This window comes from Nocardia puris, assembly GCF_036051655.1.
Taxonomy (GTDB): domain Bacteria; phylum Actinomycetota; class Actinomycetes; order Mycobacteriales; family Mycobacteriaceae; genus Nocardia; species Nocardia puris.
The window spans coordinates 926,398-950,116 of the sequence record NZ_CP107943.1 but is presented as its reverse complement, the minus strand read 5'-3'; the positions used below and the strand labels follow the sequence as shown (position 1 = coordinate 950,116).

General features: G+C 69.3%; 20 protein-coding genes and 1 tRNA gene. 7 read left to right on the top strand and 14 right to left on the bottom strand.

Annotated features, from left to right (window positions below; all coding sequences use genetic code 11):
* Window positions 1–92: 92 nt before the first annotated feature.
* Window positions 93–1,559: a flavin-containing monooxygenase gene (locus tag OHB21_RS03890; protein ID WP_067511748.1), complete on the bottom strand. Its 1,467-nt coding sequence runs from the start codon at window positions 1,557–1,559 to the stop codon at window positions 93–95.
* Between the two features lie 84 nt (window positions 1,560–1,643).
* Here OHB21_RS03890 and OHB21_RS03885 point away from each other — a divergent pair, with 84 nt between their 5' ends.
* Complete coding sequence (locus OHB21_RS03885; protein WP_067511750.1) at window positions 1,644–2,699, top strand: AraC family transcriptional regulator; 1,056 nt, start codon at window positions 1,644–1,646, stop codon at window positions 2,697–2,699.
* Here the strand turns inward: OHB21_RS03885 and OHB21_RS03880 are convergent, their stop codons facing one another.
* The 3 genes from OHB21_RS03880 to OHB21_RS03870 all read right to left on the bottom strand — a co-directional run bounded on the left by OHB21_RS03880 (window position 2,700) and on the right by OHB21_RS03870 (window position 5,006).
* Window positions 2,700–3,476, bottom strand: a complete 777-nt coding sequence (locus tag OHB21_RS03880; RefSeq protein ID WP_084537963.1) for a metallophosphoesterase — start codon at window positions 3,474–3,476, stop codon at window positions 2,700–2,702.
* Between the two features lie 152 nt (window positions 3,477–3,628).
* Window positions 3,629–4,393: an RluA family pseudouridine synthase gene (locus tag OHB21_RS03875; protein WP_232331844.1), complete on the bottom strand. Its 765-nt coding sequence runs from the start codon at window positions 4,391–4,393 to the stop codon at window positions 3,629–3,631.
* 52 nt (window positions 4,394–4,445) lie between these two features.
* Window positions 4,446–5,006 (bottom strand): TetR/AcrR family transcriptional regulator, encoded by a 561-nt coding sequence (locus OHB21_RS03870; RefSeq protein WP_067511754.1) that lies wholly within the window; start codon window positions 5,004–5,006, stop codon window positions 4,446–4,448.
* Between the two features lie 132 nt (window positions 5,007–5,138).
* On the opposite strand from OHB21_RS03870, the gene OHB21_RS03865 reads away from it, so the two are divergent.
* Complete coding sequence (locus OHB21_RS03865) at window positions 5,139–5,537, top strand: DUF6463 family protein (RefSeq protein ID WP_195125345.1); 399 nt, start codon at window positions 5,139–5,141, stop codon at window positions 5,535–5,537.
* A gap of 83 nt (window positions 5,538–5,620) precedes the next feature.
* Here the strand turns inward: OHB21_RS03865 and OHB21_RS03860 are convergent, their stop codons facing one another.
* Window positions 5,621–6,616 (bottom strand): adenylate/guanylate cyclase domain-containing protein, encoded by a 996-nt coding sequence (locus OHB21_RS03860; RefSeq protein WP_067511758.1) that lies wholly within the window; start codon window positions 6,614–6,616, stop codon window positions 5,621–5,623.
* A 192-nt stretch (window positions 6,617–6,808) separates the two neighbouring features.
* On the opposite strand from OHB21_RS03860, the gene OHB21_RS03855 reads away from it, so the two are divergent.
* Both OHB21_RS03855 and OHB21_RS03850 read left to right on the top strand, forming a co-directional pair.
* On the top strand, window positions 6,809–7,645 hold the full coding sequence (locus tag OHB21_RS03855; protein ID WP_198161832.1) for an alpha/beta fold hydrolase: 837 nt from the start codon (window positions 6,809–6,811) through the stop codon (window positions 7,643–7,645).
* An 87-nt stretch (window positions 7,646–7,732) separates the two neighbouring features.
* Window positions 7,733–8,527, top strand: a complete 795-nt coding sequence (locus tag OHB21_RS03850; RefSeq protein ID WP_195125346.1) for a DUF1542 domain-containing protein — start codon at window positions 7,733–7,735, stop codon at window positions 8,525–8,527.
* Window positions 8,528–8,575: 48 nt separating this feature from the next.
* On the opposite strand, the gene OHB21_RS03845 is transcribed toward OHB21_RS03850, so the two are convergent.
* From OHB21_RS03845 to OHB21_RS03835, 3 genes are all read right to left on the bottom strand, one after another.
* Window positions 8,576–9,781, bottom strand: coding sequence for a saccharopine dehydrogenase NADP-binding domain-containing protein (locus OHB21_RS03845; RefSeq protein WP_195125347.1), 1,206 nt, complete (start codon window positions 9,779–9,781; stop codon window positions 8,576–8,578).
* A gap of 25 nt (window positions 9,782–9,806) precedes the next feature.
* A complete protein-coding gene (locus OHB21_RS03840; protein WP_195125348.1) occupies window positions 9,807–12,095 on the bottom strand; it encodes an MMPL family transporter in 2,289 nt (762 codons plus the stop codon).
* 77 nt (window positions 12,096–12,172) lie between these two features.
* On the bottom strand, window positions 12,173–14,812 hold the full coding sequence (locus OHB21_RS03835) for an aminotransferase class III-fold pyridoxal phosphate-dependent enzyme (RefSeq protein ID WP_195125349.1): 2,640 nt from the start codon (window positions 14,810–14,812) through the stop codon (window positions 12,173–12,175).
* An 879-nt stretch (window positions 14,813–15,691) separates the two neighbouring features.
* On the opposite strand from OHB21_RS03835, the gene OHB21_RS03830 reads away from it, so the two are divergent.
* Window positions 15,692–15,764, top strand: a tRNA-Arg gene (locus OHB21_RS03830).
* Between the two features lie 456 nt (window positions 15,765–16,220).
* Here OHB21_RS03830 and OHB21_RS03825 read toward each other — a convergent pair.
* The 4 genes from OHB21_RS03825 to OHB21_RS03810 all read right to left on the bottom strand — a co-directional run bounded on the left by OHB21_RS03825 (window position 16,221) and on the right by OHB21_RS03810 (window position 19,533).
* Entirely contained in the window at window positions 16,221–16,358 is a 138-nt protein-coding gene (locus OHB21_RS03825) for a hypothetical protein (protein WP_157115880.1), read from the bottom strand.
* A gap of 259 nt (window positions 16,359–16,617) precedes the next feature.
* A complete protein-coding gene (locus OHB21_RS03820) occupies window positions 16,618–16,890 on the bottom strand; it encodes a hypothetical protein (protein ID WP_067513710.1) in 273 nt (90 codons plus the stop codon).
* Between the two features lie 896 nt (window positions 16,891–17,786).
* The gene (locus OHB21_RS03815) at window positions 17,787–18,866 is read right to left on the bottom strand and encodes a sensor histidine kinase (protein ID WP_113975377.1); all 1,080 of its coding nucleotides are present in this window, start codon (window positions 18,864–18,866) and stop codon (window positions 17,787–17,789) included.
* Window positions 18,859–19,533 carry a response regulator transcription factor gene (locus OHB21_RS03810; RefSeq protein ID WP_067513706.1) on the bottom strand — a complete coding sequence of 225 codons (675 nt, stop codon included), beginning with the start codon at window positions 19,531–19,533 and terminating at the stop codon, window positions 18,859–18,861. Before OHB21_RS03810 ends, OHB21_RS03815 begins: the two co-directional genes overlap by 8 nt.
* Before the next feature lie 89 nt (window positions 19,534–19,622).
* On the opposite strand from OHB21_RS03810, the gene OHB21_RS03805 reads away from it, so the two are divergent.
* Both OHB21_RS03805 and OHB21_RS03800 read left to right on the top strand, forming a co-directional pair.
* Window positions 19,623–20,213: a M15 family metallopeptidase gene (locus tag OHB21_RS03805; RefSeq protein WP_195125350.1), complete on the top strand. Its 591-nt coding sequence runs from the start codon at window positions 19,623–19,625 to the stop codon at window positions 20,211–20,213.
* Window positions 20,210–21,502 (top strand): DoxX family protein, encoded by a 1,293-nt coding sequence (locus tag OHB21_RS03800; RefSeq protein WP_067513701.1) that lies wholly within the window; start codon window positions 20,210–20,212, stop codon window positions 21,500–21,502. The genes OHB21_RS03805 and OHB21_RS03800 overlap by 4 nt, the downstream gene beginning before the upstream one ends.
* 12 nt (window positions 21,503–21,514) lie before the next feature.
* Here OHB21_RS03800 and OHB21_RS03795 read toward each other — a convergent pair whose 3' ends face one another.
* Both OHB21_RS03795 and OHB21_RS03790 read right to left on the bottom strand, forming a co-directional pair.
* Window positions 21,515–22,456, bottom strand: coding sequence for a sigma-70 family RNA polymerase sigma factor (locus tag OHB21_RS03795; protein ID WP_232331898.1), 942 nt, complete (start codon window positions 22,454–22,456; stop codon window positions 21,515–21,517).
* A gap of 10 nt (window positions 22,457–22,466) precedes the next feature.
* Window positions 22,467–23,651, bottom strand: a complete 1,185-nt coding sequence (locus tag OHB21_RS03790) for an NAD(P)/FAD-dependent oxidoreductase (protein ID WP_195125351.1) — start codon at window positions 23,649–23,651, stop codon at window positions 22,467–22,469.
* Window positions 23,652–23,719: the final 68 nt, after the last annotated feature.

Here is a 23,719-nt window from a genome sequence, read left to right as displayed (position 1 = left end):
CGGTGCGGAGGGTCCGCCGGGTCGTGCGGGCGCGCACGGGACGATGTGGGATCGACCACCGAACGGCCGGGCGGCCCATTCGCCGGGTGCGATCACGCCGCGCGGGTCAGCGCGAAATGCGCGCGGACGAGCTTGCGGGTGCGGCGGCGGTAGCTCGACACCGTGCCGGGCCAGTTGTTGGTGATGCGGCCGGAGGCGGTGCGGTACCAGCTGGTGCAGAAGTTCCACGGGGTGCGGTCCAGGCGCTGTTGCAGGGCGGTGTTGAACGCGCGCTCCGGCTCGTCGCGCACCTCGAGGTGGTGCCCGGGGTGCTCGGCGAGCAGGCGCACGGCCTGCCGGATGTAGCGGGCCTGGGATTCGATCATGTAGATGATCGAGCCCGCCGAGAGATTCGTGTTCGGCCCATACACCAGGAACAGATTCGGGAACTCGGGCACGGCTATGCCGTAGTAGGCGTGCGCGCCCTCGGACCATACGTCGGCGAGTTCGCGGCCACCGCGCCCGCGAATACGCATCGGCCACAGGAACTCGGTGCCTTTGAATCCGGTGCCGTAGATGATCACGTCCACCTCGTGCAGCGCACTGTCCTCCGTGCGCACCCCCTCGGGAGTGATCTCGGTGATGGGCGTCGTTTCGACGCGCACGTTCGGCTGGGTGAGTGCGGGGTAGTAGTCGTTGGAGAACAACCCCCGCTTGCACCCGATCGGGTAGTCCGGCGTCAGTTTGGCGCGCAGTTCCGGATCGTCGACCTGTTTGCGCAGATGCCGCGCCGCGATCGCCGACACCACGCGCGCGATCGCCGGGAACTCCACCAACCCCAGCGACACGAACTCACCGATCGACCACCACCCCAGTCGCTCCACCGACAGCGCGCCGGGCACTTTGGCGAACAGCTTGTGCTGGATGGGGGAGTAATCGGTGTCGAACTTGGGGATCACCCACGCCGGGGTGCGCTGGAACACGGTGAGCCGCCCGACTTTCGGCTGGATCTCCGGTATGAATTGCACCGCGCTCGCACCCGTGCCGATGCACGCCACGCGCTTGCCGGCGAGCTCGACCTCGTGGTCCCACTCGGCGGAGTGGAACGAGGGCCCGGCGAAGGTGTCGCGGCCGGGGATGGCGGGCCAGGCCGGCCGGGAGAGCTGGCCCACGGCGGAGATCAGCACGTCGGCCACGCGGGTGCGGCCGTCGGCGGTGTGGGCCGTCCACTTGCCCGAGTGCTCGTCGAACGCGGCTTCGGTGACCTCGGCGCCGAACCGGATCGCATCGAGCAGGTCGTGTCGTTCGGCGACCCCGCGCAGGTAGTCGTGGATCGCGGCGCGTCCCGAATAGCGTTGTGGCCAATCGGGTTTGGGCTCGAACGAGTACGAGTACAGCGGTGAGGGCACGTCGCAGGCGGCGCCGGGGTAGGTGTTCTCCCGCCAGACGCCGCCCAGGTCGTCGGCGCGCTCCAGGATGGTGAGGTCGGTGACGCCCTCGCGGCGCAGTGCGATGGCCGCGCCGATGCCGCCGAAGCCCGCGCCGATGACGAGGACCGAGGGCTGCCGCGCCGCCGTCATGTGACCCTCCTCACGATGCCTGCCGTCTCCACTGTAGGACCGATCCCGGGAGTGTCATCGAGACTTTCGGCCATAATGTCGGCTATGGACCGGACGCTGGCCACCGGAATCCGCGACTGGAACTTCCCGCGCGGCATCGCCAGCGTGGCGCTGATCGTCGGCCACGCGGGTGAGTACGGCGTGCCCGTGCCGCGGATGCTGGCCGGCACCGGGCTCACCGAGGCGACGCTGCGCGACCCCGACGCCCAGGTGGACGCGCACACCGAGCTGGCCGTGGTGCGCAATCTGGTGCGCGCCGTGGACTCGCCCGCGCTCGGCCTGGAGCTCGGCACCCGCTACCGCATCACCACCTTCGGCATCTTCGGCTTCGCGTGCGTGAGCAGCCCGACGCTGGGTGAGGCGATCTCGTTCGCGCTGCGCTATCTGGACCTGAGTTTCACGTTCTGCCTGCCCGTCGCCCAGTGGACCGGCGACGAACTGGTGGCCCGCGTGCACGACGATCTGGTGCCCGCCGACGTGCGCCACGTCCTGGTGGAACGCGACGTCGTGGCCATGCACCAGGTGATGAGCGATCTGCTCGGGCGCCCGTTGCCGCTGCTGCGCGCCGAATTCCGTTCCGCCGAGCCGGAATACATCGACAGCATCACGTCCGTCTTGGGCGTGCGGCCCGAGTTCGGCCGCCCGCAGAACCTGTTCGCCCTGGACGCCGGCATGCTGGACGAGCCGCTGCCCCAGGCCAACGAGCACACCTGGGCCATGTGCCTGGCCCAGTGCCGCCAGCTCATCGACCGCCGCCGTGCCCGCACCGGCATCGCCGCCGAGGTGCGCGAACTGCTCGTGCCCGGCGGGGCCGACGGGTTCGCGCCGCCACCCGGAATCGACGCCGTGGCACGCAAACTCAACGTCAGCACCCGCACGCTGCGCCGCCACCTGGACACGGCGGGCACCAGTTACCGCGCCCTGCTGGACGAGGTGCGCCGCGCGCTGGCCGAGGAAATGCTCACCACCACACCGCTTTCGGTGAGCGATGTCGCGATCCGCCTCGGCTACGCCGAATCCTCCACGTTCATCTACGCGTTCAAGCGGTGGACCGGGGTGACACCCGCGGCGTACCGGCGCGAGCGCATCGCCGCGCGGTGATCAGGGCTGCTCGCCCAGGAATCCGCCCATGGGCACCGGCCGGAAATGCGTGGTGAGCGCGCCGTTCTCGTCGACGATGTGCAGCGCGACGGCCGGGTCGGGCGCGTAATCCATGACGTGGCCCGGCAATTCGAGTTCCCACTCGCCACCGAGCACGCTCGCGGTGCTGGGCGCCACCAGCAGCGGCCGCCCCGCGAAGGTGGTAGTGGCCGCCGAATGCGCGTGCCCGGTGAGCACGCCGATCACGCGCGGATCGCCGGTGATCACCTCGGCGAGACGCTCGGGTTCGGCGAGGGTGATGCCGTCGATGATCGGGCTGTGCAGGTGCACCGGCGGGTGGTGCATGGCCAGCAGCACCGGCCCGTCGGCGGGGGCGGCGGCCAGCGTCTCGCGCAGGAACGCGAAGGTCTCGTCGCCGAGCAGGCCGCCCGCCTCGCCGGGGATGGTGGAGTCCAGCAGGACGATGGTGAGGTCGCCGACGCGCACCGCGCCGTTGATGGGCCCGGACGACGCCGGTTCGCCGAGCAGCACTTCGCGGAACGCCGCGCGCTCGTCGTGATTGCCGGGCAGGAAGCGCAGCGGCACATCGGCGGTCAACGCGGTCCGCGCCTCGGCGTACTGGTCGGGCTTACCCGAGTCGGTGACGTCGCCGGTGATCAGGATGAGGTCGGGCTTGCGGCGTAGGCCGGCCAGATACGCCATGACCACCTCGGCTCGCTCCGTGTTGCGGGAACCGAGATCGATATGTGTATCGCTGACCTGAGCCACCAGGATCATCGGCGTTCGCTTTCTCTGAGGGATCGCTCCGTTGCGTCAGAGTGTGCCCACATCGTGTGCCCGGCACTTTCCCAGGCTAGATGACCTGCGCATTGTCCGTCTGCATGAGGCTCACCACCGGCCGTCTGTTCCCCGGCATCGGGTGCGTCAGCTCACAACAGGGTCGCCGCGTGGTCCAGCAGAGCGGTCGTGTCGTCGGCGGCGACGGGTGCCAGGAAATCGGGGCCCGGTGGCGCCACCAGGTCGAGTTCGGGCGGCGTGCGCCACGGCGCGGTGAGCCCGAGCCGCCACGAGTGCAGGTAGGTGCGCGGGTGCGCGCCGGTCTTGTCGAACAGCGGATCGCCCACGATCGGATACCCGATCCACGCCAGGTGCACGCGGATCTGATGGCGCCTGCCGGTGACCGGGCGCAGCGCCAGCACCGTGTACTCACCGGTCCGTGACACCGTGGCGAACTCGGTGAGCGACGGATAGTTCTTGGTCTCCAACAGATCTCGCGCGTCGACGGACCAGCGATCCCCGGCGTGGCGGATGCGTTCGCGGGGCGCGGCGATGCGCACCCGGTTCTTGCGGCCCACGCTCAGCGGCAGGTCGATCGCGCCGCGCTCGGGCAATCCGGTGCCCGCCACGATCGCCAGGTACGTCTTCACGGCGGTCTGCTTGTTGAACTGCCTGGTCAGCTGCCCGTGCGCGGTGAGGTCCTTGGCCAGCAGCACCAGGCCGGAGGTCACCTTGTCGATGCGGTGCACCGGATACAGCGTCTCGCCGGTGGCGGCGGCCAGTTCGACCACGTCGATGTCGTGCCGCTCGCCGGTCACCGAGATCCCCGCGGGCTTGTTCAGCGCCAGAATCGCCGAGTCCTCGGCGACCAGCGCCTCGTCCCGCAGCGCGGGCCACTCCGTTCGCACCACATCCACACCGTCGACAGTACGGGCCGCGAGCGACCGGCCCGCATTCCCCGCGTGCCGGTCAGCGCCGCCACCGGTTCAGCAGCAGATCGCCCGCGAGGGCGTTGACCTCGGCGCGGGTGCGGCCGGGATGGTCGGCGGCCAGGAAGTGGTTGCCGATCGCCATGCAGAACGCCAGCAGGCTGCGGGCCTCGATCTCGTCGGGGTCGGTGCAGAAGGTGCCGATCGCGTCGCGCAGCAGCTGCATGCGGCGGTTGTCCACGCGGCGCAGGCGTTCGGCGACGGCGGGATCGCGGCGGGCCCAGTCGCGCACGGCCAGGTCGATGGGCAGCAGCCGGTCGCCGGAGAAGGTGAGCCGGCCGGCCAGCCTGGCCTTGTCCACCGCGTCGCCCTCGGCCCGCTCGATCCGCTCGAAGACCTCGTCCACGGCCTCGCGCTCCCAAGTGTCGAGCATCTCGGCGAGCAGCGCCTCGCGGTTGGCGAAGTAGCCGTAGAACCCGCCCTTGGTGACGCCGAGCGCCTTGGCCAGCGCCTCCACGCGCACGGCGTCGACGCCGCCGGTGGCCAGCGCTCGCAGCCCTTCGTCGATCCACGTCTCGCGCGGTGTGCGCAACGCGCCCATGGTGTGGCCCACTCCATTCCGTCGTTCCGTTGTGCGGTGCCGTATAACAGGTCTAGCCTCTGCTTATACGCAACCGTATAACGCGCGGCGGGCGGTGTCACCCGTGCCGCGCCACGAGAAGGGAGAACTCCGATGGTCAAGTGGGCCGGCGGGCTGATCGTTTTCATCGGGGTGGCGCACACGCTGATCGCGCTGGCGCTCACGGCGCCGTCGCACGCGGGGGCGTGGATCGGCCGGGAGCTGTGGGGAGAGAAACTCGCCGAGATGAGTTCCGCCAACGGCGCGTACTGGCTGACCCTCGGCAGCTTCGGCATCCCGCTCGCCGTCGTCGGGTTCCTCGTGCTGTGGATGGACCGGCGCGGACTCACGCCGCCGACGTTCATCGCCTGGACGCTGGTGGTGACGACCATCAGTGACCTGTGGTTCTTCGGGCCGTCGCCGGGGCCGATCCTGCTGATCGCGGCGGGTCTGCTGCTGGCGGCCGATCGGCGGGCGAAGCGTGCGGAGGGTGCGGTCGCGGCGGCGGTGTGAGGTGCGGTCGTGCCCGCGGGATCTGCTCGCGGCCACCATCGGCCTGGCCGGACGCAGCCTAGAGGTCGACTCGGGATCGGAAATCAGTTGGCGCGCAACGTGTGCGGGCGCAGACGGTTGAATCCGCGGACGCGCACGCTGCGCAGGTTGCGCACCTCGAACTCCGGGTGGTCGGCCAGTTCCTCGGCCGCGGCGTCGTCGATCAGGATGGTGCCGGGCCGGGCGACGCCGGTGAGCCGGGAGGCGATGTTCACCACCGAGCCGTACAGGTCGCCGAAGCGTTGCAGCACTTCGCCGTACGCGAGTGCGACACGCAATTCCGGTGTGCCGCCGACCATCATGGTGGACTCCTGGATGGCGATCGCGATGCGTGCCCCGTCGACGGCCGTCTCCGCCGCGAACATCACCTCGTCGCCGACGTGCTTGATCACCCAGCCGCCGTTCTCCGCGATGGCGGCGGTGGTGGTGGACTCGAAAGCCTCCAGCAGCGTGGACAATTCGTCGGGGTGCAGGTGCCGGGTGAGCCGGGTGTAGCCGACCATGTCGGCGAAGCCGACCGCCAGCGTGCGGGTGGAGTCCTCCGCCGTCGCGCCGCCGTCGAAGGAGCGCGACAGCGCCGCCGAGAGGTGGCGTCGCCACACGTAGCTCTGGAGTTCCTGCACCACCGAGATGGTCCGTTCGGCGGCGGCTTTCGCGACCTCGGCCGGGTCGCGGCCCTCGGCTTCGGCGGCCGCGATCTGGGCGCCGATCTCGGCCAGCACCAGATCGGCCTGCCACTCCGCGAGCCGCGCCATGGCCTGGCCGATGGTGCGCGCGGTCGCCGCCTGCTGGCGCAGGTCGGATTTCTCGGCCACCTTCAGGCCGCGGAAGTCGCGCACGGCCGCCACGTCGGCGTCGGTGTAGTCGACCTCTGGGTCGGAGCTGGCGGGGAAGCCGAGCGCCGTCCACAGGCGCCGTGACACCTCCGGCGAGACGCCGGACCGTTTCGCCACTTCGACGCGGGTGTACTTGCGCTCGCCACCGAGCAGGCATTCCTCCACCGCCGATTGGACCAGCCGGGAAACTTCGCTCGTCGCCATATCAGCCACCTTACGGCGAAAGCACGACAATTCAGGCCCGAGGTGGGTGCGTTGGGGCACGTCACAAGGGGTGCGGTGGGTCTAACGGGTGGTCGCGCGCGACTGATGCCGGAGCCGCGGCCGGGGTGGCGCGTGTAAGTGGTCCGGTGCTGGGACCCTCACCCGGAGTGGGCGGAACGGCATGATGGGCGGGTGATTGCGACAGCGCCCGCCACCGATACGACGATCATCGCCGACGGCGTGCCCGTGCACGTCCGCGTCGACGGGCCGCCGGACGCCCCGGCCGTGCTGCTCGTCCACGGGTTCGCGTCCTCGGTGCACTGGTTCCGGGATCTGGCGCGCCTGCTCGCCGCCGACCACCGGGTGATCCGCTACGACCTGCGCGGGCACGGCGCGACCGGCGGCGACACCGGTCTCGATCCCGAAGCGCAGGCCCGCACCGCGCACGCACTGCTCGGCGAACTCGACATCGATCGGGTCGCCGCATTCGGGCATTCCTACGGCGCGGACGTCGCCATGGCGTTGGCCCGCCGCACGCCGATCGTCGAACGGGCCGGAATCATCGGGCAAGCTCCCGACTACAGCTACGCGGACCTGCCGGGCGACGGCGTGCTGAAGGCCGCCGGGTGGCTGGTGCGGCCGATCCACCGGCTCAGCCCGTCGCCCGCCGTCCGCGCGGCCATGGGCACCGCCTTCGCGCCCGGCTTCCCGCAGGACAACGCCTTCGACCACCCCGACCGCCCGGTGCTCGACTACCGCGCGATGAGCCCCGGCATGTTCCGCGAGGTCCTGCCCGTCCGCCGGGCCCGCCTCGCGGCCGACCCGCTCGACGCCCAGGGCCGGGCGCTCGGCAGGCCGTGGCTGGTCCTGCACGGGGACCGAGACCGGATGTACTCGGTGCACGAGACCGTCGCCCGGTATCGCGCGGCGGGCGCGCGGGTCGAAATCATCCGGGGGACAGGGCATTCCCCGCATATCGAACGTCCGCACGAGGTGGCCCGGATCGTGCGGGGGTTTCTCGGGATCTGAGAGCGAGCAAAGAGTTTCTCCACCCTCTGCTATCGATCAGTAAACTCGACGGCATTGATATCCCTCGACGCCGGAGGCGGATGGACGATGGAAGTGGTACTGATCCTCGTCGTGCTCGCGCTCGTGGCCATTCTGCTGCTCACGCGCGGGAATCTGAACAAGCAGCGGTCGGAGAACGACCTGGCCGACGCGCTCGCCGACGCCAGGCAGGTGAACGAGCGGCTCGGCGGCCAGATCTACAACCTGACCGGTAGCAACGACGCGGCGAAGCAGGCGCTGGCCGACGCCGCCGAACGGCACACGGCCGCGGGCTCCCAGATCGACCTCGCCCGCACCCCCGTCCAGGCGCGGCTGGTGAAACAGACGGCGCTGGAAGGCCTTTACTACATCCGCGCCGCGCGCACCGCCATGGACATGGACCCCGGCCCCGCCATCCCGGAGCTCGAGGGCCAGTCGAGCGCGGGCCGCGTCACCGAGGACCGCGTCGTCGACTTCGAGGGCCGCGAGATCGCCGCCTCCCCGAAGCCCTCCTCCGCGACCCCCAACTACTACCCGGGCGGCCGCGTCGCCGGCCGTCCCGTCCCGGCGGGCTGGTACTCCGAACCGTGGTGGCGCCCGGCGCTGATCGCCGGTGCGTGGGGCGTCGGCTCGGCCCTGCTGTTCACCTCGCTGTTCGCGGGGATGTCGGGTGTCGCCTACGGCGCGCAAGGCTTCGAGAGCGGCTACGGCGAGGGCTACCAGGACGGACTGGACGCCGGGGGTGACCAGGGGCTCGATGCCGGCGACCAGGGCGGCGATTGGGGCGGCGGCGACCAAGGTGGCGACTGGGGCGGCGGCGATTGGGGCGGTGGCGGAGATTTCGGCGGCGGCTTCGACTTCTGATGCTCGGTCGCGCTGGGATGGCGAGCTACGCAACGCCGCCCCGGCCGGTCACCTGCCCGCCAGCAGCGCCGTGATCAGCGAACCCCGTTGCAGTGCTTCGGCATTGGCCGCCTCCGACTCATAGCTGGCGGTGACCACCGCGAGCGATTCCGGCGTCGGTCTGCCGACGCAGTGCGGGGCCAGGCGCCGGAAGAACTCGTCCGGCGTGAACACGGCTTCCGGCGGGTGCACGCCGGGCCGCTGCGCCCGCATCAGCGCGCCGACGGCCAGCGGAATGCCGGTGACCTCCGCCATCGTCAGCCCCGGCACCTGCCCGAGCGCGCACGCGACGGTGGCGGGCGCGCCGTCCCGCTCACCCGTGGCGAGGGCGAACAGCGGCGGCAGGGTCGATCCGGCCAGCAGCCCGACCGATCCGGAGGGCAGTAGGTTCTCGGCGAGCGCGGCGACGGACGCGGCGCTAGCGCGGCTGAGCACCCCGTGGGTGACGCCGCGACCGAGCAACGTCAGCACCCCGGCGACATATCGCGGCGCCAGCGCGAGATTCACGCTCTCCCGGATATCGGGAAACGCGCGGGCGAGGGTCACCGGTTCGGGATGGCCGAAGGTCCACCCCGTCGCCCGGCCCAGTCCCGGGTACTCGACGACGGTGCGGCGCAGCGGCCGCTCCCACACCTGTTCGCCGCCGCGGATCACCGGAATGGTGTTGCTGACCTGCTCGATACCGTGCACCACCGCGGCGCTGGGCCGCCACGAGCGCGACTCCGGTTGCGCCATCGCGAGATTCCAGCCGGTGATCACGGTCTCGGCGCGGTCCAAGCCGGCCAGAGCGTGCGCGGCCAGCAGGTTCGCCAGTCCGGGGCTCGCGCCGATGCCGAGGACCGCGGTGATCCCGGCGGCCTCGGCCTCGGCGCGCATGTCGAGCATGGTCACGGTGGGTGCGGGGTCGTCGCACACATCGACGTAGTCGCGTCCGGCGTCGATGGCGGCGCGCAGCACGCCGGGGCCGAATCGGAAGTACGGCCCCACGGTGTTCACCACCACGTCGGCCTCCCGCATCCGCGCGACCAGCGCCGCGTGGTCGGTCACGTCGACGGCCACCGCCGTCGCCTTCTCGCCCAGTTCCGCGGCGACGGCGCGCGCCCGGTCCGCGGCCAGATCGGCGATCACCACCTGATCGACCTCCGCGTCGGCGCCGAGTACCCGGGCGGCCGCCCGCCCGACCTCGCCCGCCCCGCCCAGAACCAACACCCGCATCGCACGCTCCCCTCAGATCATCCGGTTACACCGCGACACTATCTGTGACGTCCGGTACCAGGTGGGGATTCGCGGGATTCCCCCGCTTCCGCTTCCCGAACGGGAACCACCAGTTCCACGAGTCGGCCACCGACATGAGCACCGGCACCAGAATCAACCGCATCACGGTGATGTCGATCGCGATCGCCACCGCCAGCCCGAACCCGATCTGCTTGAGCTCCAGCACATCCGCCACCACCAGCGACCCGAACACCGCGATCATGATGAGCCCGGCGATGGTGATCTGCGGCGCCACCGCGGCCATCGCCCGCCGCACCGCCTCCCGGTTGTCGCCGCAGCGCAGGTACTCCTCGCGCACCCGCTGCACCATGAAAACCTCGTAGTCCATGGACAATCCGAACAGCACCGCGAACATCGCCACCGGCAGGAACGCCTGGATGGTGCCGACGCTGTCGAACCGCAGCACCGACTCGCCGTACCCGTGCTGGAACACCGCCACCGTCGCCCCGAGCGAGGCGGCCGTGGCCAGGGCGTTGAGCACGATCGCCTTGACCGGGATCACCACGCTGCGCAGCGTCACCGCCAGGTATATCAGCGAGAGCGCGAGGACGAGCAACACCACGGCGAGGAACATCCGCCCCGTCTCGCTCGCGATATCGGTGTACTGGGCCGCCATGCCGCCGACGCCGACCACTACACCGGGTGCTGCGAGTTGCCCGGAGTCGCGGAGCTTTTCGACGAGCTCGACCGTCTGCGGCGCGTCGACTGCGTGCGCGGACTGCACCATGCCCAGCAGGCACCGTGGCGCGCGCACATCGTCGACGAGCACGCCGTCGGCGGCCGCACCCAGCGGGGTGTCGGGCAGGCCGCCGAGTCCACCGGGCATGGGCGTGTCGAAAACCGAAGCGGCGGACAGGACTTCGTCCATCTGTCCGGTGCGGGCGAAATAGCCCTGTATCGCGGTGATCTCGTCCCCGGTCAGCGGGCGTTCGACCTCGGCGCACGCGGTCACGTAGATCGGGGCTACCGCCGATCCGCCGAAAGCCTGTGCGGCGGACGCGTACCCGGCGCCCGCCGGAGTGCTCGCCAGGGTCGGGATGCCGAGGTCGAGTCCGAGCCGCATGCCGGCGGCGGGCAGCGCGAGCGCCACGAGCAACGCCGCCGCCGGAACGCCCAGCACCACCGGTCGTCGCTGCACGAAGGCCACCCACCGGTACCACCGGCCGTCCGGCTCGCCGGTGGCGGGCGCGCGCAGGCGCAACCGCGACGCCGAAATCGCCAGCAGCGCGGGCAATCCTGTGACCGCCGCCAGCATCGCGCACAGCACCACCAGGGCCGCCGCGATGGCGATGTCCCGGAACACCGGTCCGTCGATGATCAGGATCGAGCACAGCGACACCATCACGATGACACCGGACACGATCACGGTGTGCCCGGACGTCCGCATGCAGGTGCTCAGCGCGGCGATCACCTGGTCGCGGGTCACCGGCCCGGCCGTTCGGCCCGGAAGTTGCTCACGGAATCGGCTCACCATGAACAGCGCGTAGTCCACGCCGACCGCCAACCCGATGATCGTGGCGACCACCAGCGCGAACTGCGAGGTCTCCGCTACCCCCGAGAGTGCCGCGATGCCGATGCTGCTGAGAGTCACGCCGAGCCCGGCCGCGCAGATCGCCAGCGCGGTGGCCAGCACCGACCGCAGACCCCACAGCAGCAGGACGAGTGCCAAGGTGAGCCCGACGATCTCCGCGCGCAGTTGATCACGGCGTTCTACATCGGCCAGCGCCTTGTTCAGCGGCGTCTCACCGGTCAGATCGGCCGCGGTTCCCGGTGGGAGATCCACTGTGCGTAAGGCATTTTCGATCCGGTCCGTGGTGGCGTCGCGGTCGGACACCGAACCGTGCAGCGGGAGGAGCACCATCGCGGTGCGCCGGTCGTCGGCGAGGAGTTCGGTGCCCGCCATCGGCGTCGTCGGGTCGACGACCTCGCCGACACCCTCGAGATCGCGCACCGCGGGCGTCACGGCACGCGTGGCCGCGGCCACCGCCCCCGGATCGTCACCGGTGACGACCACCGCCACCTGCTCGGCGCCGAGACGCGGAAAGCGTTCGGCGAGCAGCGTCGCCGTGCGCTCGGAATCCGAGCCGGAGATCGAATAGTCGGGCAGGCGCAGGTGGTTCTCCAGCCGGTCGAACTGGATGCCGCCGACCACCAGGATCAGCAGCCAGAGCGTGGCCAGCGGCCATCGGAGCCGGTAACACTGCCGCGCCCAGGTGAGCGCGAGACCTGGCCGTTCATCGTCGGGGTTGTGCATAGTCGGGTCGCCTTCGCGCGTCGTGGGAATGCCTGGCGCGGAACGGGATTCGATCCGCGCCAGGCCGGGGAACTTCGTCAGTGCACGAAGAAGTTGTGCCGCTTCATCTCCGCCACACTGGTGCCGAACGCGTCCACCACGGTGTCCAGATCGCGGTAGGTGTGCGCGTCGTTGAGCAGGATCGTGTGCAGCTCGGGCAGATACACGTTGTTCAGTCGCATGTAGTACGCCAGCGCGAGGGTGGCCTTGACGTGGCTGCCCGCCGTCTGGTCCCGCGGCAGTGCGGGTTTGGCGTAGTCGAAGCCGATGCTGAACAGCGTGTGCTTGCCGCTCACCGTCGCGGGCACGCCCTCGCGCTCCGCGACCGCCCGCAGCCCGTCGCGCAGATAGTCGGTGCGCGCGTCGAGTTCGGTGTAGATGGCCGGGTTGTCGCGCAGGTGCCGCAGCACCGCCGCGCCCGCCGCCGTCGACACCGAGTTGCCGCTGGTGGTGCCGCCGCAGAACGCGCGGGTCGCCCAGTCCTCGAACGGATCGTTCGTGGTGCGCGCCGCCCACATCGCCCGGCCGTGGCCCACTACCGCGCCGCCGGGCAGCCCGCCGCCGACGATCTTGCCCAGGCAGGTCAGGTCCGGTTCCACACCCGTCAGTGTCTGCACACCGCCGTAGGTGACGCGGAAGCCGCTCACCACCTCGTCGAAGATCAGCAGCACGCCCGTCTCGTCGCACACCGCGCGCAGCGCGCGCAGGAACTCGAGGTCGTAGTCGACGGCCATCGACGGCATCGGCTCGATCAGCACCGCCGCCAGCGAATCCGCGTTGCGGCGGATGCGATCGATGGAGGTGGGCGAACCGTATTGCAGCACAAGGGTGTTGTCCACCACACTGCGCTGCGCGCCCGCCGAGTTGCTCACCGGCTCCGGCTCGGCCGCGCTGCCGCGGTAGCGGAACCACGACGACACCATGCCCTGATCGGACCAGCCGTGATAGTGGCCCTCGAACTTCGCGATCCGGTCCCGACCGGTCGCGGCGCGCGCGATCCGCGAGGCCGTGAGCACCGATTCGGTGCCGGAGTTGGTGAACACCACCGACTTCCCGCCGCCGAACGCCTCGCCGATCAGCTGCGCCAGGTCGACCTCGGCGGCGTTGCCGATCGCGTTGACCGCGCCCTTCTCCATCGCGGTCGTGACCGCCTCGACCACCACCTTGGGCCGATAGCCCAGGATGTGCGGGCCGAAACCGCTGGCCAGGTCGATGTAGGTGTTGCCGTCGATATCGGTGATCGTGCAGCCCTCGGCCGTGTCCACGATCAGCGGGTATTCGCTGGGCAGCACGTAGCGGTCCATGTGCGTCTGCGCGATCAGGGCTCGCTCGCCGTCCTGTTTGACGGCCATCGACTTCGGCATGTGGCCGGCGATCCGGTCGTCGAACAGCGTCTTGAGCTCCTCACTCATGAACGGCGAGAACCGGTCGGTGAAGCGCCGCGCGTTCGACCAGATGTCGATCCGCGGGTCCACCGCGCTGATCAGTCCCTCACCGGTGAGGAAGGCCAGGCCCAGCAGGGTGAAATCGGTGGTGAGCCGCCAATTCGCCCCGCGCAGCACCTTGGTGGCGTCGTCGAAGAAGCCCATGGTCGACCACGCGTCGGTCTTCGCGTCGAAGTGGTAGCGCAGCACATCGATCAGGTCCTGCCGGAACGACGCCGGGATCGCCGAATTCGCTTCCGGCGCAACGGTGAACGCGTCGATGAAGCGGTCCACCGCCCGGTCCCACTGCTTCTGGATGCACCCGTAGTAGAACGAGGCCAGCGCCCACTTGCCGTCCTCCGACAGGGAGCCGACCAAGCCGTAGTCGAGCATGATGATCTCGCCGTCGTGGGTGAGCATCATATTGCCGGGGTGCGGGTCGACGTGGAACAGCCCGTGGAAGAACGCCATTGTGTAAAAGGTGTCCTGCATGCGGCGGGCGAGTTCGTCCTTGGGGAACCGGCACTGCTCGAATGCGGTGCCCGGCACGGCGTCGCCGATGAATTCCATCACCAGGATGTCCTCCGAGCACAGTTCCCGGTGGACGCGCGGGACCCGCACGAAGGGATGCGACGCGAAATTCGACCGCACCTGCTCCTGGCGTTGCGCCTCCAAGCGCATATCGCATTGTTCGACCAGGAACGGGCGCAGCTCGGCGAAATGGCTCAGCGCGTCGTAGGACCGGGCCGCGGGAAACAGCTTCTGCACCGTGGCCAGCATCCCGGCGGTCGCCGCGGTGCTCGCCGAGAGGCGCTCCCGGACACCCGCTTTCACGATCTTGACGGCGACCTCCTCGCCGGTGTCCAGACGGCCGCGATGCACCTGGGCCACCGTGCCCGCGGCGATCGCCACTGGATCGAACGAGGTCAGCCGCCCGCGCAGGTCCGGATGCGCCGCCGTGCGCAGCAGCGCCTCGGTCTCGGCCGGCGTCATCGCGGGCATGTCCGCGAACAGGTGCCGGAATTCGGCGATGGCGTCGGCGTCGAACAGGCCGGTCTGCGTGCCGAGGATCTGCCCGGCCTTGGTGTACATCGGTCCCATGCGGAGCAGGAACTCCCGCAAATTGACCGCCACCTGCTGCTTGGATCCGCTGCGCCGGAAATCCCGGTACCCCTTGACGCCGTAATACGGAAGCCACCTGGCCAGCCGGCCCACTTCCCGTGCGGCACCACGCTTGGCGGATAGAGCAGCCATGAAAAACCCTCCCACTTAATAGGATCTGTGCTCGACAGATTCAGGCATCTGCGACGACAACAGGGCGCGAAAGATCAGCGACCCGGTCGTCGAGAAAAATCCGGAAGAAATCCGGTACGAATCGCGAATACCACAAACCCCGATGTCTCGGATTCGCGAGAAAGAATGCCGTTCGGCCCCCGCGCCCCACGTGGGCGTCCGGGAACCCGGCGAAGACGCGCCGCGATCGGGGCCCCGGGTCCACGATGACCAGGACGAGCCCGCCTGTATCCGCTCGGCGCGCGGTCGACTCGAGTGGCGACATGCCGCGGGACGAACCCGACTACTCGATGAATCTCATTGCCTCAGAGTGGATTTCACCCGTCCGGCCGATCACCCCACTCCCACCGCTGCGTCGTAACCCTGCGGCAGCCACGTTAGATGATACTTGCGGTGACACACAACCTCGCCGGTCAGTGATAGATCGCACGCCGGGGGATTGCGTCCTTCATGTAACCCATTGCGCGGCAAACAAATCCGCAGCTCAGAGCGGTCATCCTCGCCGTTCGCCCCCACTTCAGCCCAGGTGCGCCGCCCACCCTCTCCGCTACACGACCCCGCATCGGCCCGGTGAACTCGTAAATCCCCACCACCCTCACAGCCCCGAAAAACGCACCCACCCGCACCGCCCTCACAACGCCGTCCGCGCCCCGGCGAACTCGCCCGCCGGGACCACCGCCCACCCCACAACCGCATCGCACCCCAGCCCCCCGGCCAGGTATAGTCACCCCTGGACAAAGCCCACCACCCGGCCCACCGGCCCCGGGCCCAGTCCACGGAAACGTGCACACCGACGAGAACGACCCAGGTCCTCCCGCCGACGTGCACACCTCCAACCCAGCCTTCGTAGCTCAGGGGATAGAGCACCGCTCTCCTAAAGCGGGTGTCGCAGGTTCGAATCCTGCCGAGGGCACTTATCTGCGACGGCATTTCCGCAGGTCAACGATGCTTCGACTGTAGCCCCGAATAGCTCGACATCAGGAATTTCAGGTCACACGCGGTCCCGCTTGTACCGCCGCAGGGCGCACCGAACAGGGAACCCACTCCAACGTGATGCGATCACCCCGCCGGACGAGAAGCCGAGCAGACCCGGCGGTCGCGCGCACCGATCTTCTACGGGGGCGGGGTCAAGGCGAATCTGCTGTTCTTGTTCGACCGCGCCTGTTTGTGTCGGGTGCCGAAGAGGGGTCGGCGTTGACCTGATCGAAGATCAGATCCTGGCGCCCTGCTCGGTGATCCGCGTACGGATCCGGGTACACGTCGAAGGGGACGTTGTCCCCGTCGATCACCGGCTCCTCACAGGAGTACTCGCTGACCAGGTTCTCGCGCGCGAGCTACCGGCACGTGGCGGCCGAGTCGTTTTGAGGCTTCAGTCCGGGCCGGCGCGGAAGGCGCTCCACCGGTGCAGCACCTCACGGTCGATGCCGGGGGGCAACTCGGCCAGTAAGGATCCGTCGATGAGGTCCAGTGTCAAGCGCGCGGGCAGACGCGGGTCACGGGTCGCCATGGTCCATATCCCAAACCCGATGTACATGCGCGCACTGAGCGCACGAGAACCGATACCCGAATGCCTTGTCCACCAATTCTCAGGCCCCGCAAACGAACAACACCTCCCGCGCATCCTCGCCGTCCAGTGTGGCGACATCGGCACGTACCCACGCCCAGTCGAGCCGCGGGACCACACCGTAGGTGCGGGGCCGGAGAATCACCGCCACCGGGTGCGCCGGCGCCGTTCGATGCAGGCGGCGCACCAGCGTGTGCGTTCGTTACGGGGTGTAGAGGAAGTTCGTCCACTCGACGTCGTGGCCGTGGCAAGTGGCCCGGAACTCGACCTCAGGATGCTCGTCCATCGCCTGGTACCTGCTCACCAGTTCGGCAATCTTGGCGGCGGTGTTGAGCAATTTCGTTCCCTGCTCGGCGAACACCGCGCCCTCGGGGTTCGTCGGTTCGGCGACAGCTGTGCGCGTGACCGGGGAGAAGGTCTGCGGCCACGGGAGTCGATACACCCGCACCAGCGCCCCGGTCTCGGGGTGAGTCATCCGCCGGTCTCGACGCAACTGACCGTCGCTGTCCGCGGTGAGGACGGTGATGATCTGGGCGAGGTTGTAGACACAGTGGGTGCTGTGATCGTTGGGACGGCCCCCGCTGGACGGATTGCGGGCGAAATATGCTGCACGCCCGTGGTTTTCTCCGTCCGTGCGATCTCGGCCACAGGATGCACCCGCGCCCCGCACCCGATGGTGTGCAGGCCGATGGCTTCGGCCACGACTGCCCGTAGTCGGCGATCTGGGAGGCGAGCAGAATCGCGCCCGTGCCCGGGTGGCGAGCGCGTGACATCGCGGCCTTCGATGAATATTCTGCGCCTCTGCCATCACAGTCCGTCCGCCCCGCTTCGTGATCACGCTGCTCAATCCAGAGTAGGACCGAAACGAGCCAACCTTCGCCGAGGGCGACCGACCCGGCGTCGCGCTCATCACCTTCTTCGTCGGGCTCGCCTTTGCTCGTCCTGCTCGTGATCCGCCGGCTGTGCATGCCGGTGCCCATGATCAACGTCCGCCTCTTGCGGGGCCAGGCTTTCACCGGCGCGGCGGTCACCGACCTGCTGTCGATGTTCACCATGGTCTCGAGATCCTTCCAGTTGTGCTGCGCTACAGGGTGATACGCTCGGACAGTTGGGGAGCTCGGATGGTGGTGCCGATCGTTCACCACACTGTGGCATCCAGAAGGCTGATGCGCGCTGAGGAGTCGATTTCGGATGCATGGGCCGGAACCCGGAGAGTCGAGCCGCCTCGACCGAAAGATCGGCTCCGGGCGGCAGGGCCTAGCGCGAAAAACCGTCAATGATCGATATAGGGATCATCGACCACGTCGGGCGCGAAAGATCTATATATGAATCATCGACGTGGGCGAATCTGCATCCCCGGGATCGCCACGCTTACCCCGCCCCAGGAAACCGCGCGACAACGACGAGTCCACCCCCCTCCCGCGCCGACAACGCAAGCGTCCCCGAATGCGCCCGCGTGATGCTGTCGGCAATCGCCAAACCCAACCCGACCCCCGCATGGTGGTTGCGCACCCGCTCCGCTCCTCTCTGAAACGGTTCGGTAAGCGTCGCAACAACTTCCGGCGACAACACCTGACCAGTGTTCTCCACGACGAGCGCCACACCTCCGGGATGCACGCCGGTCGTGACCCACACCGCCCCGCGCCCCGGCAGGTTGTGGACGATCGCGTTGTGGACGAGGTTCGTCGTGAGTTGGAGGAGGAGGGTGGGGGAGCCGAGGGTGGGGGCGACCACGCCGGAGGTTTCGAGGGTGATGCCGTGCCGTTCCGCAAGGGGCAGAAGGGTTTCGGTGGCTTCTTCGGCGAGGAGGGAGAGGTCGACGGGTTCGCGGGTGAAGGAGCGCTGGTCGGCGCGGCTGAGCAGGAGCAGGGCTTCGGTGAGGTCGATCGCCCGGGTGTTGACGGCCTGGAGGCGGTCCACGAGTTCGGCGCTGTCGTGGTCGCGGTCGTTGCGGGCCACGTCGAGCAGGGTCTGGGTGATCGCGAGCGGGGTGCGCAGTTCGTGCGAGGCGTTGGCCGCGAACCGGCGCTGTTCGGCGACGTGGGCTTCCAGCCGGGCGAGCATGGCGTCGAAAGTGTCGGCGAGCTCGCGCAGTTCGTCGCGGCGGCCCGGCAACTGGATTCGGTGCGAGAGCGACCCGTTCGCGGCCATGCGGGCGGCGGCGGTGATGCGCGTGAGGGGAGCGAGCATCCGGCCGGCGAGGATCCACCCGCCCAGCAGACCGAACATCAGCAGGAAGAGCAGCACCACCGCCATGAACGGCACGAAGGCGCGCAGGAGGAGCGAGCGGTCGATCCAGAAACTGTCGGTGGCGTTGATCCAGCCGGTGGGCAGGAAGTACAGGTAGAAGATCAGCACGGCGGCGAGCAACAGGACACCCGCGACCATGAGGAAGCCGGCGTAGCTGAGGGTCAGCTTGAGGCGGACGCTCAGTCCGGGGGCCCTATGCACGGCCGGTGTCCGCGTCGATGCGGTAGCCGACACCGGCGACCGTGGCGATGATCCACGGTTCGCCGAGGCGTTTGCGCAGCGCCGAGACGGTGATGCGCACGGCATTGGTGAACGGGTCGGCGTTCTCGTCCCACGCCCGCTCCAAGAGTTCCTCGGCGCTCACGACTCCGCCCTCGGCCGCGACCAGGACTTCGAGCACGGCGAACTGCTTGCGGGTCAGCGCGACGTAGCGGCCGTCGCGGTAGACCTCGCGGCGGAACGGGTCCACCCGCAGCCCCGCGATCTCCCGCACCGGCGGCCTGCTGTGGGCGCGCCTGCGGTCGAGCGCCCGGAGGCGGAGCACGAGTTCGCGGAGGTCGAACGGTTTGGTGAGGTAGTCGTCGGCGCCGAGTTCGAAGCCGGTCGCCTTGTCGTCGAGCCGGTCGGCGGCGGTGAGCATCAGGATCGGCATGCCGCTGCCGGAGGCGACGATGCGCCGGGCGATCTCGTCGCCGGACGGGCCGGGGATGTCGCGGTCGAGGACGGCGATGTCGTAGCTGTTGACGCTCAACAGTTCCAGCGCGGCGTCGCCGTCGCCCGCGATATCGGCGGCGATCGCGTCCAAGCGCAGCCCATCGCGGATGGCCGTCGCCAAATAGGGTTCGTCCTCGACGATCAGTACACGCATAGACCCTCGATCCTCCCAGCCGGGGTATATCGCCGGCGTATCGAAAACCGCATACGGGCTGGCAACGCCGCGCTGCCTTGACTGGGCGCATGAACTATCGCCAACCAGCACGAACCCGGCCAGCTGTCCTCCTGGCACTCGTGGTCGGCGCCGCCCTGCTCCTCGGTGTGCTCGCGTACCAGCCGCTCGCGTCGCTGGGCACGTCGTCCGTCGCGTCCATCGGCGTACCTCCCGGCGCCCACCATGATCCCCCCGGTGTGTCGGTCTTCGCCGACGACATTCCGTCGGTGGCCAATCTCGATCCCGATCTGCTCCGCGCCCTGCGCCGCGCCGCCACGGACGCCGCCGACGACGGCGTGGAGTTCGTCGTCAACAGCGGCTGGCGTTCGCGGGAGTACCAGGCGCAACTGTTGCGCGACGCGGTGGCGGAGTACGGCTCGGAAACCGAGGCCGCGCGGTGGGTGGCCACCCCCGACACGTCCGCGCACGTGTCGGGCGACGCGGTCGACCTCGGGCCGGACGCGGCCACGGCGTGGCTGTCCAGGCACGGCGCGAGCTACGGACTGTGCCAGATCTATGCGAACGAGCCGTGGCATTACGAACTCCGCTCCGACGCAACTGATTACGGCTGCCCCACCCCGTACGCCGACCCCACCGAAGATCCGAGGATGCATCAGTGACCACACCGGAATGGCGCCTGCCGACGCGAATTCTGTTCCGGTTCAGCGCTATCTACTTCAGCCTGTTCTGCCTGCTCGTCACGCCGATACCGTTCGCGCTGCTCGGTGTCCTCGCCCGCTGGGTTCCCGGACACGGCGGGCCGTGGGGCGCGACCGTGACCGACCCGGTCACCGGTTGGGTGGGCGAGACCGTATTCGGCGTGGATGCGTTGCTGCGCAAGGATTCCGGGGCCGGTGATCAGACGGCGATCTGGGTGCTGGTGTTCTGCGTACTGGTCGTCGCGGTGGTGGGCGCGACGGCGTGGACGGTTTTCGATCGTCGCACGTCCCACCCCCGGCTCCGGGCTTGGTTCACGTTGGTCCTGCGGCTGTGCTTGGGCGGGCAGATGCTCTCGTTCGGCATGGCGAAACTGATCCCCAACCAAATGCCCGGCCCGAACCTGGCGCAACTGCTCCAGCCGTACGGCAGCTTCAGCCCGATGTCGGTGATTTGGCTGCAAGTGGGCAGTTCGCCCGCGTATGAGATGACGCTCGGTGCGGTGGAAGTCGCTGCGGGACTACTGCTTTTCGTGCCGCGGACCCAAGTGCTGGGTGCGGCGTTGAGCTTGTTGAGCACGGCGCAGATCCTGCTGATGAACCTTACGTTCGACATCCCGGAGAAGCTGCTCTCCGCGCACCTGCTGGGGATCAGCCTGGTGCTGCTCGCCCCGTATCTCCGGCGACTGTTCGATGTGTTCGTGCGACAACGCGCGTGCGAACCGCTGAAACCGCCCGCGCTGTTCACCGACGGCCGGAAGAACCGCACGGCGGCGTGGGTTCAAGTCGCCCTTGGTGTTTGGCTTGTGGTGAGCGGCAGTATCGACAACTGGCGGGTCTGGCAGGAGCAGCACAGCGCGGCGAGTCCCCGGTCTCCGCTGTATGGCATCTGGGAGGTGCGAGACTTCACCCTCGACGGACAGGCGATTCCACCGCTGACCACCGACGAGACTCGTTGGCAGCGGCTGGTTTTCGATGGCCCGGAGGAAGCGACCTACCAGCGGATGAACGGCGAACTGATACCCGCGCGCGCCGTCTTCCACCCCGACGGACGGTTGGAACTCACCACGAGAGACGAGCAGCAACCCTTCGCGACCGTGTTTACCGAGCGGCCCACCGCGGACCGGCTGATCATCCGCGGACACCTGAACGGCCGCTCGCTGACGATCACCTTGGATCGCGTGGACCTGAACACCTTCCCCTTGCGCAGCCGCGGATTCCACTGGGTGCAGGACTACCCGTACTTCCGCTAGGCGCGCCAACCGTCACCAAGTCGTGAGAATCGGTTCCGAGTGTTCGCGCTGCCGCCACAGTTCGCCGAGCCGGGCGACGCGGCTCGGGTAGCCGGCCGACGTGATGTGGGAGATCCGGTCGCCGTCGGTTTCGAGGACCAGGGCGCCGAGCACTTCGCCGTTCTCGCGTACGGCGATCGCGGCCGGGGAGCCGTTGACGATGTCGGCGTGGAAGGAGACCGGGCCGCCGAGGATCCGCCGTTTCGTCGCGGTGGCCTTGAAGGCGCCGCGCAGGGAGATGATCATGCGTCTCGGGTTCGGGTAGACCAGGATCTTGCCGGTCAGTCCGCCATCGGTGATACCGCTGGCGTCCTGGGTGAGCAGGGCGACGAGCTGCTCGGTGCGGCCCGACACCGCCGCCGCGAGAAAGGCCGTGACGATCTTGCGGGCGGCGGCGGGGTCGACGGCGCCGCCGCGCCGCGCGGACGCGACGTGGCGGCGGGCCCGGTGCGTGTGCTGCTGGCTGGCCGATTCGCTGATGTCGAGCATGTCGGCGATCTCGGCGTGGCTGTAGCCGAACGCCTCGCGCAGCACGTACACCGCGCGTTCGACCGGCGCCAGGCGTTCCAGCAGCACCAGCACGGCCAGCGAGACCGATTCGCGTTGTTCGGCGGTCTCGGCGGGGCCGAGCAGGGGATCGCCGTCCAGCAGCGGCTCGGGCAGCCACGATCCGGCGACGCGTTCGCGGCGCGCGGCCGCCGAGCGTAGCCGGTCCAGGCACAGGTTCGTGACGACCTTCGCCAACCAGGCCTGCGGCACGTCGATCCCGGACCGGTCGGCGGACTGCCAGCGCAGGAAGGCGTCCTGCACGGCGTCCTCCGCGTCGGCGGCCGAGCCGAGCAGGCGGTAGGCCAACGAGGCCAACCGGTCCCGGTCGGCCTCGAAGAGCTCCGTGGCGGCGTGGTCGATCGTCACTTCCGTCACTCTAGGCGGCGACTCTTTCCGGGAGCGGCGCGTCGGGCGACAGGCGGCGCTTGCGTTTCGGCATGCCGCCGCCCGCGCGCAGCACGTTCCAGGCCGCGCCCCAGAGTACGAACGCCTTGAAGCGCGCCGTCTTGCGGCCCGTGAAGGCCACCTTCGGCCGCAGGTCGGCCCCGACGGTCTGGAAGATCGCGTCCCGCTCGCCCAGGCCGATGCAGTTCCCGAGGTACTTCAGCGGTTCGACGTCGAACCGGCGCCCGGTGAGCCGGCCCTCGAGCGCGGCGACCGCCTGCATGCTGGAGAAACCGGCCGAGGCGCACGACATCGGCAGCGGCTGGCCGTTCGCTCCGATGACATGGACGCTGTCGCCCACGGCGTAGATCTCCGGATGCGAGACCGACCGCAGGCTGCCGTCGGTGACGATCCTTCCGGTGTCGCTCACCTGCACGCCCGCCGCCGCGGCGATCGTCGGAACGGTGAAGCCGGCCGCCCACACGGTGACGTCGGCGGGGAAGATCGTGCCGTCTTCGGCGACCGCCCGGGTGGGTTCGACCCGCGCGATCACGGTGTGCTCGTGCACGGCGATGCCCAGGTGGTCGAGCCTGCGGCGCAGGTGCTCCTTCGCCTTGGTCGACAGCCAGTCGCCGGGCGCGGTGCGGGAGGCGAGCGTGACCGCGAGATCCGGCCGGGTCTCGGCGATCTCGGTGGCGGCTTCCAGGCCGGTCAGACCACCGCCGACGACCAGGACTTTCGCGCCCTCGCCCAACTCCTGGAGTCGCTGTTGGAGTCGCAGCGCGGACGGGCGCCCGGCGATGTCGTGGGCGTACTCGGCCACGCCGGGCACCCCGTCGCTCGCCACCGCGCTGCCGAGCGCGTAGACGAGCGTGTCGTAGCCGATCTCCTCCTCGCACTCCTCGTCGGCCACCGTGACCGACCGGCGTTCGGGATCGAGAGCGGTCACCCGGGCGACCCGCAGCCGCACCCCGGTACCCGCGAAGGCGTCGGCGAGCGCGCGGGGCCGGTAGTCCCGGCCGACCGCCACCTGATGCAGGCGGATCCGCTCGACGAAGTGGGGATCGGCATTGACGACGGTGATCTCGAAGTCGTCCGGATGCAGTCGGCGGGCCAGGTTCCCGGCGGTGTTGGTCCCGGCATATCCGGCCCCGAGGACAACGATGCGGTGTGTCATGGTGTCGCTCCTGTCTGGTTCGCGTGCCCTTTGAACGAGACGGGAGGGGGATTCCTGACAGGGGCGGG

Excerpts from the sequence above, each read along its gene's own strand:
- OHB21_RS03890 (WP_067511748.1), bottom strand. The coding sequence starts at position 1,559 with ATGACGGCGGCGCGGCAGCCCTCGGTCCTCGTCATCGGCGCGGGCTTC.
- OHB21_RS03885 (WP_067511750.1), top strand. The coding sequence starts at position 1,644 with ATGGACCGGACGCTGGCCACCGGAATCCGCGACTGGAACTTCCCGCGC.
- OHB21_RS03880 (WP_084537963.1), bottom strand. The coding sequence starts at position 3,476 with ATGATCCTGGTGGCTCAGGTCAGCGATACACATATCGATCTCGGTTCC.
- OHB21_RS03870 (WP_067511754.1), bottom strand. The coding sequence starts at position 5,006 with ATGGGCGCGTTGCGCACACCGCGCGAGACGTGGATCGACGAAGGGCTG.
- OHB21_RS03865 (WP_195125345.1), top strand. The coding sequence starts at position 5,139 with ATGGTCAAGTGGGCCGGCGGGCTGATCGTTTTCATCGGGGTGGCGCAC.
- OHB21_RS03860 (WP_067511758.1), bottom strand. The coding sequence starts at position 6,616 with ATGGCGACGAGCGAAGTTTCCCGGCTGGTCCAATCGGCGGTGGAGGAA.
- OHB21_RS03850 (WP_195125346.1), top strand. The coding sequence starts at position 7,733 with ATGGAAGTGGTACTGATCCTCGTCGTGCTCGCGCTCGTGGCCATTCTG.
- OHB21_RS03845 (WP_195125347.1), bottom strand. The coding sequence starts at position 9,781 with ATGCGGGTGTTGGTTCTGGGCGGGGCGGGCGAGGTCGGGCGGGCGGCC.
- OHB21_RS03840 (WP_195125348.1), bottom strand. The coding sequence starts at position 12,095 with ATGCACAACCCCGACGATGAACGGCCAGGTCTCGCGCTCACCTGGGCG.
- OHB21_RS03835 (WP_195125349.1), bottom strand. The coding sequence starts at position 14,812 with ATGGCTGCTCTATCCGCCAAGCGTGGTGCCGCACGGGAAGTGGGCCGG.
- OHB21_RS03825 (WP_157115880.1), bottom strand. The coding sequence starts at position 16,358 with ATGGCGACCCGTGACCCGCGTCTGCCCGCGCGCTTGACACTGGACCTC.
- OHB21_RS03820 (WP_067513710.1), bottom strand. The coding sequence starts at position 16,890 with ATGACTCACCCCGAGACCGGGGCGCTGGTGCGGGTGTATCGACTCCCG.
- OHB21_RS03810 (WP_067513706.1), bottom strand. The coding sequence starts at position 19,533 with ATGCGTGTACTGATCGTCGAGGACGAACCCTATTTGGCGACGGCCATC.
- OHB21_RS03805 (WP_195125350.1), top strand. The coding sequence starts at position 19,623 with ATGAACTATCGCCAACCAGCACGAACCCGGCCAGCTGTCCTCCTGGCA.
- OHB21_RS03790 (WP_195125351.1), bottom strand. The coding sequence starts at position 23,651 with ATGACACACCGCATCGTTGTCCTCGGGGCCGGATATGCCGGGACCAAC.